The 16,276-nt window shown below is 68.6% G+C and carries 19 protein-coding genes and 1 pseudogene; 6 read left to right on the top strand and 14 right to left on the bottom strand.

The window, feature by feature from the left end; genetic code table 11:
• Positions 1–50: 50 nt before the first annotated feature.
• Positions 51–1,079, bottom strand: a complete 1,029-nt coding sequence (locus tag IPG68_09890) for a phosphotransferase family protein (protein ID MBK6763549.1) — start codon at positions 1,077–1,079, stop codon at positions 51–53.
• Positions 1,072–2,283 carry an acyl-CoA dehydrogenase family protein gene (locus IPG68_09895; protein MBK6763550.1) on the bottom strand — a complete coding sequence of 404 codons (1,212 nt, stop codon included), beginning with the start codon at positions 2,281–2,283 and terminating at the stop codon, positions 1,072–1,074. Before IPG68_09895 ends, IPG68_09890 begins: the two co-directional genes overlap by 8 nt.
• Positions 2,284–2,412: 129 nt before the next feature.
• On the opposite strand from IPG68_09895, the gene IPG68_09900 reads away from it, so the two are divergent.
• Together IPG68_09900 and IPG68_09905 are read left to right on the top strand one after the other, a co-directional pair.
• Positions 2,413–3,045: a hypothetical protein gene (locus tag IPG68_09900; protein ID MBK6763551.1), complete on the top strand. Its 633-nt coding sequence runs from the start codon at positions 2,413–2,415 to the stop codon at positions 3,043–3,045.
• On the top strand, positions 3,042–3,890 hold the full coding sequence (locus IPG68_09905; protein MBK6763552.1) for a DUF1298 domain-containing protein: 849 nt from the start codon (positions 3,042–3,044) through the stop codon (positions 3,888–3,890). The genes IPG68_09900 and IPG68_09905 overlap by 4 nt, the downstream gene beginning before the upstream one ends.
• 112 nt (positions 3,891–4,002) lie before the next feature.
• Here IPG68_09905 and IPG68_09910 read toward each other — a convergent pair whose 3' ends face one another.
• The 4 genes and pseudogenes from IPG68_09910 to IPG68_09925 form a co-directional block, all read right to left on the bottom strand.
• Positions 4,003–5,160: a DUF697 domain-containing protein gene (locus tag IPG68_09910; protein MBK6763553.1), complete on the bottom strand. Its 1,158-nt coding sequence runs from the start codon at positions 5,158–5,160 to the stop codon at positions 4,003–4,005.
• Between the two features lie 37 nt (positions 5,161–5,197).
• A pseudogene (locus IPG68_09915) lies at positions 5,198–7,614 on the bottom strand (phosphoketolase family protein).
• A 229-nt stretch (positions 7,615–7,843) separates the two neighbouring features.
• Positions 7,844–8,602, bottom strand: a complete 759-nt coding sequence (locus IPG68_09920; GenBank protein ID MBK6763554.1) for a DUF3159 domain-containing protein — start codon at positions 8,600–8,602, stop codon at positions 7,844–7,846.
• Positions 8,599–8,928: an OB-fold nucleic acid binding domain-containing protein gene (locus IPG68_09925; protein ID MBK6763555.1), complete on the bottom strand. Its 330-nt coding sequence runs from the start codon at positions 8,926–8,928 to the stop codon at positions 8,599–8,601. Before IPG68_09925 ends, IPG68_09920 begins: the two co-directional genes overlap by 4 nt.
• Before the next feature lie 41 nt (positions 8,929–8,969).
• Between IPG68_09925 and IPG68_09930 the strand changes: the two genes are divergently transcribed.
• Positions 8,970–9,626: an alpha/beta hydrolase gene (locus IPG68_09930; GenBank protein MBK6763556.1), complete on the top strand. Its 657-nt coding sequence runs from the start codon at positions 8,970–8,972 to the stop codon at positions 9,624–9,626.
• Positions 9,627–9,658: 32 nt separating this feature from the next.
• On the opposite strand, the gene IPG68_09935 is transcribed toward IPG68_09930, so the two are convergent.
• Genes IPG68_09935 through IPG68_09950 form a run of 4 tightly spaced genes read right to left on the bottom strand, consistent with a single transcriptional unit; the run spans position 9,659 to position 11,477 of the window.
• Positions 9,659–10,024 carry a DUF3710 domain-containing protein gene (locus IPG68_09935; GenBank protein ID MBK6763557.1) on the bottom strand — a complete coding sequence of 122 codons (366 nt, stop codon included), beginning with the start codon at positions 10,022–10,024 and terminating at the stop codon, positions 9,659–9,661.
• A complete protein-coding gene (locus tag IPG68_09940; GenBank protein ID MBK6763558.1) occupies positions 10,021–10,416 on the bottom strand; it encodes a DUF3710 domain-containing protein in 396 nt (131 codons plus the stop codon). Before IPG68_09940 ends, IPG68_09935 begins: the two co-directional genes overlap by 4 nt.
• A 48-nt stretch (positions 10,417–10,464) precedes the next feature.
• Positions 10,465–10,911 (bottom strand): dUTP diphosphatase, encoded by a 447-nt coding sequence (gene dut / locus IPG68_09945; protein ID MBK6763559.1) that lies wholly within the window; start codon positions 10,909–10,911, stop codon positions 10,465–10,467.
• Positions 10,908–11,477: a PaaI family thioesterase gene (locus IPG68_09950; protein MBK6763560.1), complete on the bottom strand. Its 570-nt coding sequence runs from the start codon at positions 11,475–11,477 to the stop codon at positions 10,908–10,910. The genes dut and IPG68_09950 overlap by 4 nt, the downstream gene beginning before the upstream one ends.
• A gap of 73 nt (positions 11,478–11,550) precedes the next feature.
• Between IPG68_09950 and IPG68_09955 the strand changes: the two genes are divergently transcribed.
• Positions 11,551–11,988, top strand: a complete 438-nt coding sequence (locus IPG68_09955) for a DUF3093 family protein (GenBank protein ID MBK6763561.1) — start codon at positions 11,551–11,553, stop codon at positions 11,986–11,988.
• Between the two features lie 90 nt (positions 11,989–12,078).
• Positions 12,079–12,327 carry a DUF4235 domain-containing protein gene (locus tag IPG68_09960; protein MBK6763562.1) on the top strand — a complete coding sequence of 83 codons (249 nt, stop codon included), beginning with the start codon at positions 12,079–12,081 and terminating at the stop codon, positions 12,325–12,327.
• A 7-nt stretch (positions 12,328–12,334) separates the two neighbouring features.
• Here IPG68_09960 and IPG68_09965 read toward each other — a convergent pair whose 3' ends face one another.
• On the bottom strand, positions 12,335–12,631 hold the full coding sequence (locus IPG68_09965) for a DUF4193 domain-containing protein (GenBank protein ID MBK6763563.1): 297 nt from the start codon (positions 12,629–12,631) through the stop codon (positions 12,335–12,337).
• A gap of 183 nt (positions 12,632–12,814) precedes the next feature.
• On the opposite strand from IPG68_09965, the gene IPG68_09970 reads away from it, so the two are divergent.
• The gene (locus tag IPG68_09970; protein ID MBK6763564.1) at positions 12,815–13,333 is read left to right on the top strand and encodes a gamma carbonic anhydrase family protein; all 519 of its coding nucleotides are present in this window, start codon (positions 12,815–12,817) and stop codon (positions 13,331–13,333) included.
• 8 nt (positions 13,334–13,341) lie between these two features.
• Here IPG68_09970 and IPG68_09975 read toward each other — a convergent pair whose 3' ends face one another.
• Genes IPG68_09975 through hemH form a run of 3 tightly spaced genes read right to left on the bottom strand, consistent with a single transcriptional unit; the run spans position 13,342 to position 16,267 of the window.
• Complete coding sequence (locus IPG68_09975; protein ID MBK6763565.1) at positions 13,342–14,466, bottom strand: VIT1/CCC1 transporter family protein; 1,125 nt, start codon at positions 14,464–14,466, stop codon at positions 13,342–13,344.
• Positions 14,463–15,245, bottom strand: coding sequence for an inositol monophosphatase (locus tag IPG68_09980; protein ID MBK6763566.1), 783 nt, complete (start codon positions 15,243–15,245; stop codon positions 14,463–14,465). Before IPG68_09980 ends, IPG68_09975 begins: the two co-directional genes overlap by 4 nt.
• Positions 15,242–16,267: a ferrochelatase gene (gene hemH / locus IPG68_09985; GenBank protein MBK6763567.1), complete on the bottom strand. Its 1,026-nt coding sequence runs from the start codon at positions 16,265–16,267 to the stop codon at positions 15,242–15,244. The genes IPG68_09980 and hemH overlap by 4 nt, the downstream gene beginning before the upstream one ends.
• Positions 16,268–16,276: the final 9 nt, after the last annotated feature.

Here is a 16,276-nt window from a genome sequence, read left to right on the forward strand (position 1 = left end):
GGGCCGCCGGCAACCTTCCTGTGGAGGAGTGCCGCCCGTGACGGCTGGACTCAAGACCCGATGAGCCGCTCACACCGGGCGATGAGGAACTGCACCGCGGGACCGAACATGGCAAAGGCCTGGTTGGACGTCTGGCCGTGGTAGTACCGGTACCAGATCTGCTGAGCGATCCCCGCCAACCGGAACAGGCCGTACACCTCGTAGAACAGCCAGTCCGGGCGATCCCGGCCGGCTCGTCGGCAGTACTCCGTCACGAACTCCGCGCGCGTCGGCATCCCGTCCGCCGTCGACGGTTGCATGCGGAAGGCCTGCATGCCCGGCTCGTCGTCAGCCTGCACCCAGTAGGCCATGGCGGATCCCAGGTCCATGAACGGATCTCCCACCGTGGCCAGTTCCCAGTCCAACACGGCTTTGACGCTGGCCAGGTTCTGCGGATCCAGCACGATGTTGTCGAAGCGCCAGTCGTTGTGGATCACGCACGCGGCCACGTCTGCAGGCTGCCGGTCGGCGAGCCAGGCCATGACCGACTCGGCGTCCGGCACGTCGTCAGTGCGGGCCTGCCGGTACCGCGCGTTCCAACCCTCCACCTGCCGGCGGACGTAACCCTGGCCCTTGTTGAAGGTGGCCAGTTCGCCGGCCGAAGTGTCGACGGCGTGCAGGTCAACCAGGGTCTGGATGAAGGTGTCGGCCATCTCTGCCACCGGTGCATCATCCGGTAGCTCACGGCGCACGATCGTGCCCGAGACGAACTCGCAGACGAACAGCGGCCGGCCGATCGGGGAGTCATCACCGGCGACGGCGAGCACCTGCGGCACCTTGTCGAACTGCGGTCGCAGTGCCGTCAGCAACCGGGCCTCCCGCTGCATGTCGTGCGCGGAGGCAGCTTTGCGCCCGGTCGGCGAGGTGCGCATGACCACGCTGTCGTGGGCACAGTCGATCTGGAAGGTCAGATTGGACGCACCCCCGGCGAACTGCTTGATCCGTGCGACGTCCCCGAGCCCGGGAACCTCCGACGCCAGCCACCCGGCAAACGCGTCGACTTCGAAGGCGTCCTGCTCGCGTACCTCCAGCTCAACCATCGAGGTGCGCCTTCAGTTCCAGACGGCCAACGTCGCGCAGATGCACCTCGTCGGGCCCGTCGGCGATCCGCAGTGTGCGCAAACCCGCCCACATCTCTGCCAGGGGCGTCGCCTGGCTCACGCCGGCACCGCCATGGGTCTGGATCGCCCGGTCCACGACCTCGAGCGCCATCTGCGGCACAACGGCTTTGATGCCGGCGATCTGTTGCCGGGCGGCCTTGGCGCCCTTGTTGTCGATGACCCACGCCGTGTGCAGGACGAGTAGCCGGGCCTGGTCGATCGCCAGGCGGGACCTGGCGACCCATTCCCGCACAACCCCCTGGCCGGCCAGCGGGCGGTGGAAGGCCACCCGCTCCAGGGCCCGGTCACACATCAGGTCAAGTGCACGCTCGGCCATCCCGATCGCCCGCATGCAGTGATGGACCCGGCCCGGGCCCAACCGCGCCTGGGCGATGGCGAAGCCCATCCCTTCCTCGGCGATCAGGTTGCCGCGGGGCACCCGCACGTCGGTGAAGGTGATCTCGGCGTGCCCGGGCTGCTCGGTGTAGCCGAACACGGTGAGGTTGCGCTCGCGCCTGACCCCGGGGGTGTCCATGGGCACCAGCACCATGCTCTGCTGCCGGTGGGTCTCAGCTTCGGGGTCGGTCTTGCCCATCACGATGAGGACCTGGCAGCGCGGGTCCATCGCCCCGGTCGTCCACCACTTGCGGCCGTTGATGACGTAGTCGTCACCGTCTGCCTCGATACGGGTCGCGATGTTGGTCGCGTCCGAAGACGCCACCTCCGGCTCCGTCATCGCGAAGCCGCTGCGGATCTCACCGCCGAGCAGAGGTTCGAGCCAGGTCCGCTTCTGCTCGGACGTGCCGAACATGTGCAGGACCTCCATGTTCCCGGTGTCCGGTGCCGAGCAGTTCAGTGCCTCCGGGGCCAGATGGGGGCTGCGCCCGGTGATCTCGGCCAAAGGCGCGTAGTCGGTGACCGACAGTCCCGACTCATCCGGGAGGAACAGGTTCCACAGTCCTCGCTGTCGGGCTTCGGTCTTCAAGGAGCGCATGACCGCCGGCTGCTCATGGCCGCGACCAGCGGCGGTCAACTCCTCGAGTTGCTCGGCATACACCGTCTCGGCGGGGTAGACATGCTCAGCCATGAAGTCCGTGAGGCGGCCGATGTGTTCCTTGGCGAGTGAGCTGGGTTCGAAATCCACGCCCCCGATCCTATGCCCGCCGCCACCGCGCGGCGGTGACGGTCAGCGACCGGCTCGTCCGTCGGCGTGCACACCATGGGGTGACTTCGACAAGATGGCGCCAAGAGACCGCCGTCTTGTGGAGGAACCGTGGCTGACCCGCGCATGGACTGGGCCGACGCAGTGATGTTCGGGGTCGAGGAGGACCCCATCCTGCGATCGGTGATCACTCTGGTGCTCTTGCTGGACAGCGAACCCGACGAGTCAGTGGTGCGCAGTCGCATCGACCGGATGACGCGCTCGATCCCCAAGTTGCGCCAACGGGCGGTCGGCAACCCGCTGAGTCTGGCCCCGCCACGCTGGGAGATCGACCCCAACTTCGACCTCGACTACCACCTGCGGTGGGTCAAAGCCCCCAATCCGGACGGCACGATGCGCCCGGTCTTCAGACTGGCCGAGCAGATGGCCGAAGGGGATTTCGACAAGGCCAGGCCGCTGTGGGAGATGCAGTTGGTGTCCGGTCTCCAGGACGGGCAAGCGGCCTTCATCGCCAAGATCCACCACTCGGTGACCGATGGCATCGGCGGCCTGCAGATGGCGGCGATGCTGTTCGACCTCGATCGCGCCGGCCAGGACCTCGGTCCGATGCCGGCCGTGCCGACGGGCCAGCCGGCTTCGATCACCGACCGCCTGCGGCAGGGCATGTCGTTCGAGGCGCGCACCACCGCCAGCGACGTGCGCAGTGCCTTCGGTACGGGCACGGACTTCGTCAGGACGCCGTGAGCGACCCGGTTGGGATGGCCACCTCGGCTGCGGAGATGGCCGCATCCCTGTCGCGGATGCTGGCACCGGCGTCGGAGCCCATGTCCACCGTGTTCGGCGAACGCTCGTTGTCGGTGTACTTCGACCTCATCGACGTCCCGCTCGACGACCTCAAGAAGGCTGGCAAAGTCGGGCGCGGCACGCTCAACGATGCCTTCGTCGCAGGTGTGGTGGGTGGCCTGCGGAGGTACCACGACCGGCACGGGACGATCCCGGACGCGTTGCGCGTCAACATGCCCGTCAACCTGCGCAGCCCCGCCGATGCCGGCAAGCAGGGCAACGCCTGGGTCCCGGCCCGGTTCCCGGTACCGATGAACGAGGGCGACGCGGGCAAGCGCATCCAGCAGTTGCACCCCGTCCTGCGGCAGGCCCGCACCGAACCAGCCGCCGTGCTCACCGACCAGGTCTTCCGCCTTCTCACGATGTTGCCGCGCACCATCTCGACCGCCGTCGCCGGTGGGCTGATGAAGGGCACCGACTTCGTGGCCACCAACGTGCCCGGCCCGCCCATACCGGTCTACTTCGCCGGCGCCCAGATCCTGCGCATGCTGCCCTACGCCCCGAAGGCCGGCGCCGCAGTGAACTGCGCGTTGATGTCGTACAACGGCGTCGCACAGGTCGGAGTCAACATCGACACCGTCGCCGTCACCGACCCGGCTGAACTCGTGGACGATTTGCGGGCGGGTCTGGAGGAGGTCGTCGCGCTGGGGGCACCAGCCCCTGCGGCGGCGCCTGTGAATCCGGTCAAGAAGGCTCCGGTCAAGAAGGCTCCGGTCAAGAAGGCTCCAGCGAAGAAGGCGCCCTGACCCGAAGGCGGGAGAGTTACCTCCAACGGGGAGCGATCCGACCGGGTTGGATCGCTCCCGCCCTTCCGCATCTCTCCCCGATACCGGTGGAGTCCCGGCGCGCTGGCCAGCCTCACTCCCCCGCCGGTAGCTCCTTCGCCGACGCGCCGCGCGTGAGCTTGAACCGGCGGCGGAACTCCTCGGCGAACACCGTGCGCAAGGCTTGCTCGTCGCTGATGTCGCCGTTCACGAGGTACTTCTCCAACACCGCCACCCACGCCCAGCCCATCGCTGTGGTCATGCTGGCAGCCACGGTTCCCGAGATGAACATCGCGGCCGGTTGCCCGCCGGGAACCACGCGTAACAGCGAAGACACCATCCAGCGGCCGGCGGTGGTCGCGCCGCTGGACAGCATCAACGAACCCACCAGGGAGGCCAACTGGGCCGAGGGCAGGGTGGTGCCGTAGGCGGCGGTGAGCCGCGCGATCATCGCGATCTGGAGCGGGACCAGGATGGCCGCGTCGGCAAACGGAATCGGGGTCGCGCCGGTGGCCAGGGCAGTCGACGCGCTTGTTGTAATGATCTTTTTAGCAGCGTGTCTTTTACGCCCCCAGTCGAGCTGCTGGGCGGCGGACAGCGCAGCCACAGCAATCTCCGGGATCGTGTCGAAGGTGGCGTCGAGCAACTCCTGCAGCCCGAACACCACCGTGCCGAGGAACGGGTCTGCCTTGGCGTTGGTGAGGAAGACCCGCCCATCGCCGGCCAACGGAAGCCCGAGTGCCGCGACGTAGTGGGCGAACTCCAGGGCATCCTCGTGGATCTGGCCGGCGGTGTTGCACGGCACCTGGGTGAGTACGAACAGGACCGGAACCCCGAGGTCGTGAAGTCGCTGCACGAAAGCGGCTTGGTGCTCCTCGAAGCGCCGGTCGCTCCAGCGCACCGTGTACCAGGCCACGTGGATCTGCGCTGAGGCCTCACCACCGCGACTGGTGGTCACGATCTCCTCGAGGGCGGCCAGGATGCGGTCGCCCGCTTCGCCGGTCTCGAAGCCACGCGAGTCGTACACCCCGAGGATGCCGTTCGGGTGTACGTAGTAGTCCAGCCCGGTCGTGACGGGGCGCCCGGTGCCGGTGGCCGCAACATCCTCGCCGAACATGGCGTTGATCAGCGTGCTCTTCCCGGTGCCGGTCTTGCCGAAGATCGCCAGGTTGAACCGGCCGAGGGCGTTGAGTGCCTGCGCGTACTCCTCCCGGTACATGCGGGTGACGTCGGCCGCTGCGAAGTCCTTCACGACCTCAGGCTATGAGCCCGGGCGGGGCGACGGCGGTTCAGAACGGCCATACCCATTCCCTGATCTCGGGCAGATCCTCGCCGCGCTCCCGGATGTAGTGCTCGTGCTCGAGTCGCCGGTCCACCATCGCCTGGCGAAGACCGGCCGCATGGGCGCCGAGCCCGGGGACCCGGTCGATGACGTCGATGACGAGGTGGAACCGGTCGATGTCGTTGCGCACACACATGTCGAACGGCGTCGTCGTGGTCCCCTCCTCCTTGTAGCCGCGCACGTGCAGGTTGTCGTGGCCGGCGCGCGAGTACGTGAGCCGGTGGATCAACCACGGGTAACCGTGGTAGTTGAAGATGATCGGCTTGTCGGTGGTGAACAGGGCGTCGAACTCGCTGTCGCGCAGGCCGTGCGGATGCTCCGAATGCGGGAGCAGGCGCATGAGGTCCACCACGTTGACCACTCGCACCCGGAGGTCCGGTAGGTGCTCGCGCAGGATCGCCGCCGCAGCCAGCACCTCCATGGTCGGCACGTCGCCGGCACACGCCAGCACGACGTCGGGATCCCCACCACCGTCGTTGCCCGCCCACTCGAACATGCCGATCCCGCGGGTGCAGTGCAGGCGGGCCTGTTCGGCGTCCAGCAGATCCAGCACCGGCTGTTTGCCGGCCACCACGACGTTGATGTAGTCCCGGCTGCGCAGGCAGTGGTCAACGGTGGACAGCAGCGTGTTGGTGTCCGGCGGCAAGTACACCCTGATGACATCGGCCTTCTTGTTCACGACGTGGTCGATGAAGCCTGGATCCTGGTGGGAGAAGCCGTTGTGGTCCTGGCGCCACACATGTGACGTGAGCAGGTAGTTCAGGGAGCCGATGGGCATCCGCCACCCGATGTCGCGGGTCGTGTTCAGCCACTTGGCGTGCTGGTTCACCATCGAGTCGACGATGTGGATGAACGCCTCGTAGCAGGAGAACAACCCGTGCCGTCCAGTGAGCAGGTAACCCTCCAGCCACCCCTGGCACGTGTGCTCGCTGAGCACTTCCATGACCCGGCCGTCACGGCTGAGCAGGCTGTCCCATTCGTCCGGGAGTTTCTCTGCCTCCCAGGTCTTGCCTGTCACCTCCAGCACGCCGGTCAGCCGGTTCGACTCGGTCTCGTCGGGGCCGAAGATCCGGAAGTTCCCGGCATCGAGGTTCATGCCCATCACATCGCGCAGGAAGCCACCCAGCACCCGCGTCGGTTCGTGGGTCGCCTTTGCGGGCTCCGGCACCGCGACGCAATGATCCATCCACGCGGGAAGGCGCAGTTGTCGCAGCAGACGGCCGCCGTTGGCATGCGGCTGAGCGGACATCCGCTTGTCGCCCCCCGGCGCCAGTTCCAGCAGGTCCGCCTGCGGTCGTCCGGTCTCGTCGAACAACTGCTCCGGGCGGTAGGAGCGCATCCACTGCTCGAGCATGCGCAGGTGCTGGCGGTCGGTCCGGGTGTTCAGCAGCGGCACTTGATGGCTGCGCCACGTGCCCTCCACCCGCTTGCCGTCGACCACCGCCGGGCCGGTCCAGCCCTTCGGGCTGCGCAGGACGATCATCGGCCACTGGGCTCTGGTGGTCTTGCCCTCCTCGCGGGCTGCCCGCTGGATCTCAGCGATCTCCGCCATGGCGGTGTCCAGGGTCGAGGCCATGAGGTGGTGCATCCGTTCGGGATCGGTCCCTCGACGAAGTGCGGCTTCCATCCCGAGCCGACGAGCAGCGCGGTGAGTTCCTCATGGGGGATGCGTGCGAGCACCGTCGGGTTGGCGATCTTGTAGCCGTTGAGGTGCAGGATCGGCAGCACCGCACCGTCGGTCACCGGGTTGAGGAACTTCGTGCCGTGCCAGGAGGTCGCCAGCGGCCCGGTCTCCGCTTCGCCGTCACCCACCACAGCGGCCACGACCAGATCCGGGTTGTCGAACGCCGCACCGAAGGCATGGGACAGGGAGTAGCCGAGTTCGCCGCCCTCATGGATCGACCCCGGCGTCTCGGGCGCCACATGGGAAGGGATGCCACCCGGGAAGGAGAACTGCTTGAACAGCTTGGCCATGCCGGCCCGGTCCTGGCTGACGTCGGGGTAGTAGTGCGAATATGTCCCCTCCAACCACGCATTGGCGACCATCGCGGGGCCGCCGTGTCCCGGCCCGGCGATGTAGATCATGTCGGTGTCGTCCCGGCGGATGACGCGGTTGAGATGGGCGTAGATGAAGTTGAGCCCGGGGGTGGTGCCCCAATGCCCCAGCAGTCGCGGTTTGACGTCCTCGGGCCGCAACGGCCGTTCGAGCAACGCGTTGTCCAGCAGGTAGATCTGGCCCACGGACAGGTAGTTGGCCGCCCGGAACCAGCGGTCGAGGACCTCGACCTCCGCCGGTTCGAGGGCCCCCGGCGACACCTTCACCCGGCTGCGAGAGGGATTCGCTCGTTTGGTCTTCGACGCCATGTACCCACCCTTTCAAGGTCGACTGCGCGCTCGCTACCCCGGTCGTCCCTACCCAGCTCACACCCCGGTGTGTTCAGATGGAGCCATGAGCGACAACGACGACATCGAGCGGCTCCTGCGCGAGATCGACGGGGCCACGGCCAGCAGCCCGCCGCCGGCCAAGCGCCAGGAGAACCTTCCCGCTGAGACCGATGGGGATTCGGCAGGCATCGGCATTGCGCTGGTCGTGTCAGCGGTGGTCGGCGTCGTCGGCCTGGTGCTCGGCGTCCTGCCGTGGGTGCCCGGCTTCTGGCTCGGGGTGGGTGGCTTCTTCGGTGCGTTCATCGGCTTCCTGCTCGGCCGCCGCCTGGGCTAGCCGCTTGCGGTCGAAGACGGGGCGCAGCAGCCGATAGGTGACATACGCCCCGAAGAGGAACAGCGGCCAGCCCATGACGATGCGGGCGACCCCGAGTGCCCCCACCCAGCCGGCCAGGTATAGCGGTAGTTGCACCACCATCCGGGCACCGAAGACGAACACCCATACCCAGGTGGCTGCGGCGAACACCCGCCGTTCCTCGGGGTCCTGGCGCCACCCGGACGGATCGCCGGTCATGGCTCCGACCACCACACCCATGAGCGGCCAACGGACGGCCAGGGAGATCAGGAACGCCCCTCCGTAGGCCGCGTTGACGAAGAAGCCCCAGAGGAAGAAGTCGCGGGCCTCCCCCGTCCTGGCGCTGACGAAGGCGGATATCGCCACCCCGGCGAAACCTGCGAGGACCTGGGTCAGCGGCTCCCGGCGGAACAGTCGCAGCACCAGGATCACCGCGCCGGTGGCCAGGGCCGCCACCAGCGCTGGCTGCAGCACCCGGCCGTTGAGCAGATACACGCCCAGGAACACCACTGATGGCAGCGCGGAGTCGATCATCCCGCGCCAGCCCCCGATGGCGCGCTCGAGCAGGACCGCCTCCGGATGGGCCGGCTGCGCCGCCGGCTCGTCGGCACTCACTCGTGACCCGGGATCGTCAGTTCGTACTCCGGGTTGAAGATCACCTTCCGGCCGTCGCGGATCGCGACCCGGCCCCGGGCGCTGATCCGGCGGCTGGGGACGATACCGGTCAGCCGGCGGCGGCCCAGCCACACCAGGTGCACCATGCCGGTGTCATCAGCGACGTCGGCCTCGAAGGACTCCACACCGCCACTGGGGTGCAGGGTCACGCTGTGCACCGCGCCGGTGACCTCCACGACCTCACCCACCTCGGCATCACAGATGAGGACGTGCTGGCATGTCTGCCCGGTACTCGTGCGGGCACGCCACGACTTCTCTGCGGTCACGGGTACAGGGTACGCCGCTACGCCCCGGACACAATGGGACCGTGACCCGCTGCCTGCTGCTGCACGGTGCCGGCTCGTACCCCGAGTTCATCATCCGGGCCTTCGGCCCGACGGTCCGCTCACGCGGCTGGGAACTGATCGCCCCGGATGTGCGCGGGCTGTCCATGGCCCAGATGGTGACGATCATCGAACGGGCAGCGCCCACGGATCAGGACATTGTGGGCGGAGTGTCCCTCGGCGCCCATGCCGCCGCGAGGTTCTGCGCGCACCGGGCGTGGGCCGGCCGCCTCTACGCCGTGATGCCGGCTTGGCAGGGCGATCCGGGCCCCGTGGCGGCCTTGACGTACGACACCGCACGCCGGATCGAGGAGACCTCAACCGCTGAAGTGCTCACTGACGTCGCCCTGGCGGCCGGCCCCGACGACTGGATCGTCCAAGAGCTGCGGCGCGCATGGACGTCGATGCCGTCGGCGGACCTGATCGAGGCGTTGCGGGTGGCCGCAGCCCAGCCCGCCCCACAGCCGCAAGAACTCGCAGGGATCAACGCGCAGTCCCGGATCGTGGGTCTGGCCGACGACCCGACGCACCCACTGGAGGTCGCGCGCACCTGGGCGGTCAGAATCCCTGGGGCGCAGTTGACGGTCCTCCCGAGAGATCTGGCAGGTGGTGATGCCGGGCGGCTGGCGGAGGCCCTGTGAGGTGAGTGCCGCGCTGACGTGCCCGCGCGGGGTCAGCGGATCTCGGTGATCTCCGGCCCACGCTCGAAAGGCTCCATGTCCTCGTACGCACTGCCCTCGTCGTCATCCTCATCGTCCTCGTCGGCCACCATCCCCTCCGGCGGGCTCAGCGCGATGAGGTCCCCGGGAGCCATGGGGCGCTCCCCCCGGTTCACGATGCACCCGGCGATGATGTCCTCGAAGAACTCACCCATCGCCGGACTCGTCGCGGCGGTGCCCATGAACATCCCGCGGATGAACCATCGATTGCCCTCAGCGCCTACGAAACGTGCCGGCTGCATCGTGGTGTTGCCCTGGGGGTCCTGCGCGGGCACTTCGCCTGCCAGCTCAGCGCCGAAACGACCTTCCGAGCGTGTCACCGTGCCCCCGCCTGCGTGATCTCGGCGTCGAGTTCATCCATGACCTCGGACCAGAAGTTCCCGGAGCGCGGGGCCGCAACGGCCATCAGTTGCAGGGCGGCCTGCTGCTCCTCGAGCACCACGACCGCCAGGGCGAACGTGTTCGCCTCTTCGTTGTGACCCTCGAGGCTGAGCTGCATGTTGTCCACGATCGGGATCTGCAGCCCGCCGAGGTCGACCCGCGCAACGTCGTCACGGGGCGCGTCGGCGATGTCGAACGGGCCGGTCCCGGTGACCTGGGGTTCACTCGTCGCCGCCTCAGCGCCCTCGTCCACGTCCCCGGTCTGCTCTATCTCGCCGGGCTGCTGCGCCTCGGACTGGCTGTCGGACCCACCTCTACGTCGCTTGAACACTGTCTCTCCTATGGTTCGACCCGTCCCACCGTAACGCGCCCGCCTGAATCACTGCGAGCCGCGATGCCCGCCGGTGGATCCGAAACCGCCGGTGTCCCGCGCGGACCCCGGCAAGCGTTCCACCTCGATCAGATGCAACGGCGGAACCTCCTGGACCACGAGTTGGGCGATGCGGTCGCCGCGGCGGAAAGTCACCGCTTCGTGGGGGTCGAGATTCACCAGGCAGACCTGGATCTCGCCGCGGTAACCCGCGTCGATCGTGCCGGGAGCGTTCACGAGAGCGACACCGTGCTTCACGGCCAAGCCGCTGCGGGGATGCACGAAGGCCGCATATCCGTCCGGCAGCGCGATCGCCACCCCCGTGGGCAGCAACGCCCGCTGCCCAGGTTCCACAGTGATGTCGATACGGGAGAACAGGTCCAGCCCGGCGTCCCCGGGATGGGCCCGGGCCGGCAGCGGCAACCCGGGGTCGAGGCGCTGGATGAGCACGTTCACGGGTTGACCGCCAGTCCGTCGCCCGGCACCGTCCGGTCGGCCGCCGCCCGTACGTCCTCCGCACGGCCATTGGCCTGGAAGTGCTCCAAGGGGACCTGCAGGAACAGCGCACTGGCCGTCAGAGCCACCGGACCGTCCTCACCGAGCCGGCCCAGGGCCTGCGTGTAGACCTTGCGCCCCACCTGCCCGACCAGGTGGGCGTCGATGTGCAGAACCGAGCCGACCGGCACTGGCCGGCGGAAGTCCACCTCCAGCCGGGCCGTCACCGCCGGCACCAGCAGAAGCCAGTTCAAGGCCCCCAGCGCCTCGTCGAACGCGGTGCTCAGCAGACCGCCGTGGGCCAGGCCCGGTGCACCCTGGTGCATGTCCGTGACCTCGAACACCGCGTGCACGCTGCGGTCACCGGCGACCACCCGCATGTGCAGTCCCGCGGGATGCCAGCCACCGCACCCGTAGCAACGGTCGTAGTGGCTGGGGATCTCCTGCCCCTCAGCGACTGCCTGCGGGTGGCGGTCGGGCATCACCGCGCCCGGCGGCGGCTTGGTAGGACTGTCCGGCCAACTCATCTGTTCGGTTCCCACGCTGCCGATCCTATGGCCGGGTGCACGAGCGTCCGGGGGCCCGTTGGACAATCCCGGTATGACCTATCGGGAGGTGCTGCGTCCACCGTGGTGGGCGTACGGCGTCGTGACCGGACTGCTCGCCCTGCTGTGTTTCACATTCGCCGCGGTCGTGACCGTGCCGGTGGCACTGGTGGTGTTCGTGGTGCTGGTGGTCGTGGGCGGGTTGGTCGTCAGCCGCCGCCGGCTGGTGCTCAGCGTCGATGCCGAGCGCCTGCACATCGGCGACGAGGCGCTGCCGCTGTCGGACATCGCCGCGGTCACCGCCCTGGACGGCCCCGGGGTGCAGGCCGTTGCCGGACCGCTGGCCGATTCCCGGGCGCGCCTGGTGTTGCGCAATCTGGCCACCAAAGAGGGCGTGAAGATCGATCTGCGCTCCGGTGACGTCCCCTACTGGCTGGTGAGTTCCGGGCATCCGCAGGAGCTGGCCGAGTCGCTGTCCGGCCCCGGCATCTGAAACGGACGACGGGACATCGCCGAGGCAATCACCGTCCAGGCGCGGCCTGGGCCGATAGGATCGCCAGAGACGACACCTGTGGAGGATTGCGTGAACCCCCGACTCATCACCCCTGTGGTCTCCCTCGGTGCCGCGTGGGCCACCCGTAGGTCACTGGACGCACTGTACCGGCGCCGGCACGACGGCACGATCCCGAAGAAGGACGACACCGACGTTCCCTTCCGGCGGGTGCTGGTCTGGGCCCTTGCCACCGCGGTCGTAGCAGCACTGGTGGACGTCGCGGTCCAGCAGGGCATGGCCCGGTGGGCTGACGAGCCGCGGGCCGAACTGCCGGCCTGATCGGCGATCAGCCGGCGCACTCCGTGCAGATGTAGACGCCGTTCTTCTCGCTGGCCAGTTGGCTGCGGTGGTGGACCAGGAAGCAGACCGAGCACGTGAACTCGTCCTGCTGCTTCGGCACCACCTGGACTGTCAGCGCTTCATTGTACAGGTCCGCGCCGGGCAGTTCAAGGCTCTCAGCGATCTCGGTCTCGTCCTCGTCGACGCCGCCTGATGCCGTCTTGACGCGGCCCTGCAGTTCCTCCAGGGAGTCCTCAGACAGTTCCTCGTCGGTCTTGCGGGGTGCGTCGTAGTCGGTTGCCATGCCCTCTCCTGCTCAGGTTGCGGATGCTCGTTCAACACCAGAGGGCCCGAATTCATGCCCGGCGATGCCTGTTCTGACCGCTGACTTTGCCACACCCACCCCCAGCCGGACACTGTGGGGGGCACAACCTGCCACCAGCACGGCGGTTTGCGCGCACCTGGGACGTTCGGGTGAGATAGGACCATGCCCCTCTACGCCCTCGGTGAGCGCAGGCCGACCATCGACCCGACCGCTTTCGTCCATCCTGACGCCGTCGTGATCGGCGACGTCACGATCGGTCCGGAGGCGTCAATCTGGCCCACCGCCGTCCTGCGCGGCGACCACGGCGCCATCCGGGTCGGGGCGCAGACGTCGGTGCAGGACGGCACGATCGTGCACTGCACAGGCACGCTGGACACGATCATCGGCGACCGCTGCGTGGTGGGTCACAATGTCCACCTCGAGGGCTGCACCATCGCCGACGACTGCCTCATCGGATCGGGCGCGGTGGTGCTGCACCGGGTGGTGATACACCGGTACGCACTGGTCGGCGCGCAAGCGATGGTCACCAACGGCACCGAGGTGCCCTCGTACGCGATGGCGCTGGGAGTGCCGGCCAAGATCAAAACCGATGTGGTCCATCCCGGCGACTTCGACGACTCGGTGAACGTCTACGTGCACAACGCGCACTGGTACAACGCGGACTTGCGCCGGATCGACTGAGCGGCTCTCTAGCCCAGGCCGACGCCCACCAGGCTGCCCACCACGTACGTCACTGCGGCCGCCCCGCCACCCACGGCCAACTGCCGCATCGCCGAGCGCACCACGCCCAGGCCTGACAGCCGACCGACCGTGCCGCCGACCACCACCAGCGCGATCACCGCGAACACCACCGCGATGGTCAGCGCGATCACACCGGAGGCGAACACGTACGGGACCACGGGGACCGCAGCGCCTACCGCGAACGCGGCGAAGCTGGAAGCCGCGACCCGCTTGGGGTCTCCGAGATCATCGGGGTCCAGACCGAGCTCCTCGCGGGCCAGTGTGTCCAGGGCGGTCTTCGGATCGGCCATGATCTTCTCGGCCGTGCTCCGGGCGGCCTGTGGATCCAGACCCTTCGCCCGGTAGAGCAGTTCCAACTCCCGCTGCTCCTCCTGCGGCTTGTCCCGCAGTTCTTGCTCCTCGAGGGCCAGTTCCCGCCGGAACAAGTCGGTCTGGCTGGCCACGCTCACATACTCCCCGGCGGCCATCGAGAAGGCCCCCGCCAGCAATCCGGCGACGCCTGCGAACAGCACGGTCCCCCGATCCACGCCACTTCCGGCGAACCCCATGACCAGCGCGGTGTTGGACACCAGGCCGTCACTGATCCCGAAGATCGCGGCCCGCAGGGCGCCGGACTTGTCCGTACGGTGCCACGGTTCGGCTCGGTTGAGCTGTGCGCGAACGTCGTCGGGGGTGGCTGGTTCGCCGCTGTGCGCCAGCCCGGCCAGCACACCGGCGTGCTGCTGCTCGTCGTCGGACATCCCAGGCAGCGCGTCCGGCTCGGCGTCGTACATCCCCTGTGCCTCGCGCTCGGCCCGTTCCAGGTCGCCGAGCACCGCATCCAGGCCCATGGCCCGTGCCCGCTGCAGCACCGCGGCGTCATCGGGCTCCAGTTCGCCGGGATCCTCGGGGATGGCGACACCGGCGGTGTGCAGCAGTGCCATCCAGTGCGCAGCATGCCGGTCCTCCATGGCCGCCAGTTCCAGCAACGCCTCCCTGCGGCCCCCCGAGGTCATCGCGGCCAGGGCCCGGTACAGGCGTCCAGAAGCCCGCTCGGCGGCCAGGTACTGCACGTAGCGATCAGTCTTGCTCATGGTGTGACCCCCACCTCCTCGAGCAGTCGGCAGAGCGGTCCGTACAGCGCCGCGTTGGCCGCCACCGTCATGGAGTCCCGCGACGGGCCGCCGGTGGGACCGCCGACGCGCACGCCCGCCTCCCCGCAGATCACAGTGGCCGCCGCCCGGTCCCACAGGTGAGTACCGCCCTCGAAGTAGGCGTCGAAGACACCCTGCGCGACGAAGCACATGTCCACTGCGGCCGCGCCCGCTCTGCGGATGTCGCGCACCCTGGGCAGCAGGTCGGCCACGATGCTGCCCTGCCGGGCGCGTTCCTGCGCCTCGTAGCCGAACCCGGTCGCGACCAGCGCCTGTTCGGTCGTGGCGCAGTCCGATGCGTGGATACTCCGGCCGTTGATCTCGGCGAACTCACCGGCTACCCCGCGCCACACGCTGTCCAGGCTCGGGGCGTGCACCACCCCCACGACCGGGATTTCGTCCACGAGCGCGGCGACGCTCACCGCCCAGACCGGGAAGCCGTACAGGTAGTTCACCGTCCCGTCGAGCGGGTCGATGACCCAGCGCACCCCACTGGTCCCCTCCCGCGAGCCGCCCTCCTCGCCCAGGATCGCGTCGTCCGGCCGTGCGGCCAGGATCGTCTCGACGAGCAGGTCCTCCGACCCCCGGTCCATCTGCGTCACCACATCGGTCTGCGAGCTCTTCGTCGAGACCACAGTGCGCTGCGCCCAGCCGTCGACGAGGAACTGCGCGGACGCCGCGGCCGCGCGGGTGGCGATCTCCAGCAGGTCGTCGCTCATGAGACCCGCTCGCACAGCGCCGGTCGCGGATCCCGCGGATTGGGACAGCACCCCGCGAGGCAAGGCGTCGGCAGGGGCTCATCGAACGCAGTGTCAGGAGCCCGGCCCGCACGCACGGCCCGCACCGCGTCGGCCAGGCCCCGGACGAACTGCTCGTCGGCGCCCACCGTGGGCACCCGGTGGAACCCGACCCCGCGGTCCTGCGCCGTACGGGCAGCCTCCGTGTCGAGGTCCTGGACCACCTCCATGTGGTCGCTGACGAAGCCGATCGGCGCCACGACCACCTCGCGGACCCCGGCGTCGGCCAACTGCTCGATGCGGTCGTTGACGTCCGGCTCGAGCCAGGGCACCTGGGGCGGCCCGCTGCGTGACTGGAAGACCAGTTCCCAGGGATGGCCGCGGCCCAGACGCTGCGTCATCTGTGACATCAGGAACTCGGCGAGCGCGAGGTGCTGCCGCGTGTACTGGCCGCCGCCGGGCCCCGCGGACGCCGCCATGCCGACCGGGATGGAATGCGTGGCGAACAAGACATGGGCACCCTCCCCCGCCCCGCGCAGCGTGGCCTCCAGATGGTCCCTGTTCGCCCGCACGAATCCGGGATGGTTGAAGTACGCGGGGATCTTCAGCACCTGTATGTCGGTGTCGCCGAGTGCGTCGGCCAGGTTCTCCCGGTACTGCCGGCAGCCCGAGTACGACGAGTAGGCACTGGTGAACACCGCGATCGCGCGATCCACGCCTGCCGTGGCCATCTCGGCGAATGCGTCGCCCAGCCACGGGGCACTGTTCCGGTTACCCCAATGGACAGTCAGTCCATCACCGGCGAGTTCCTCGGAAAGGGCCTGCTGCAACTCCCGGTTCTGGGCGTTGATGGGCGATACCCCACCGCGGGCGTAATAGTGCTCGGCCACCGACAGCAGCCGCTCCTCGGGCACATTGCGCCCGGCCGTCACCCGCCGCAAGAACGGCATGACCTCGTCAGGCGATTCCGGCCCCCCGAACGACACCAGCAAGACTGCATCCATGTGCCCATC

It is taken from the genome of Micrococcales bacterium, assembly GCA_016703125.1.
Lineage (GTDB): Bacteria > Actinomycetota > Actinomycetes > S36-B12 > UBA10799 > JADKAV01.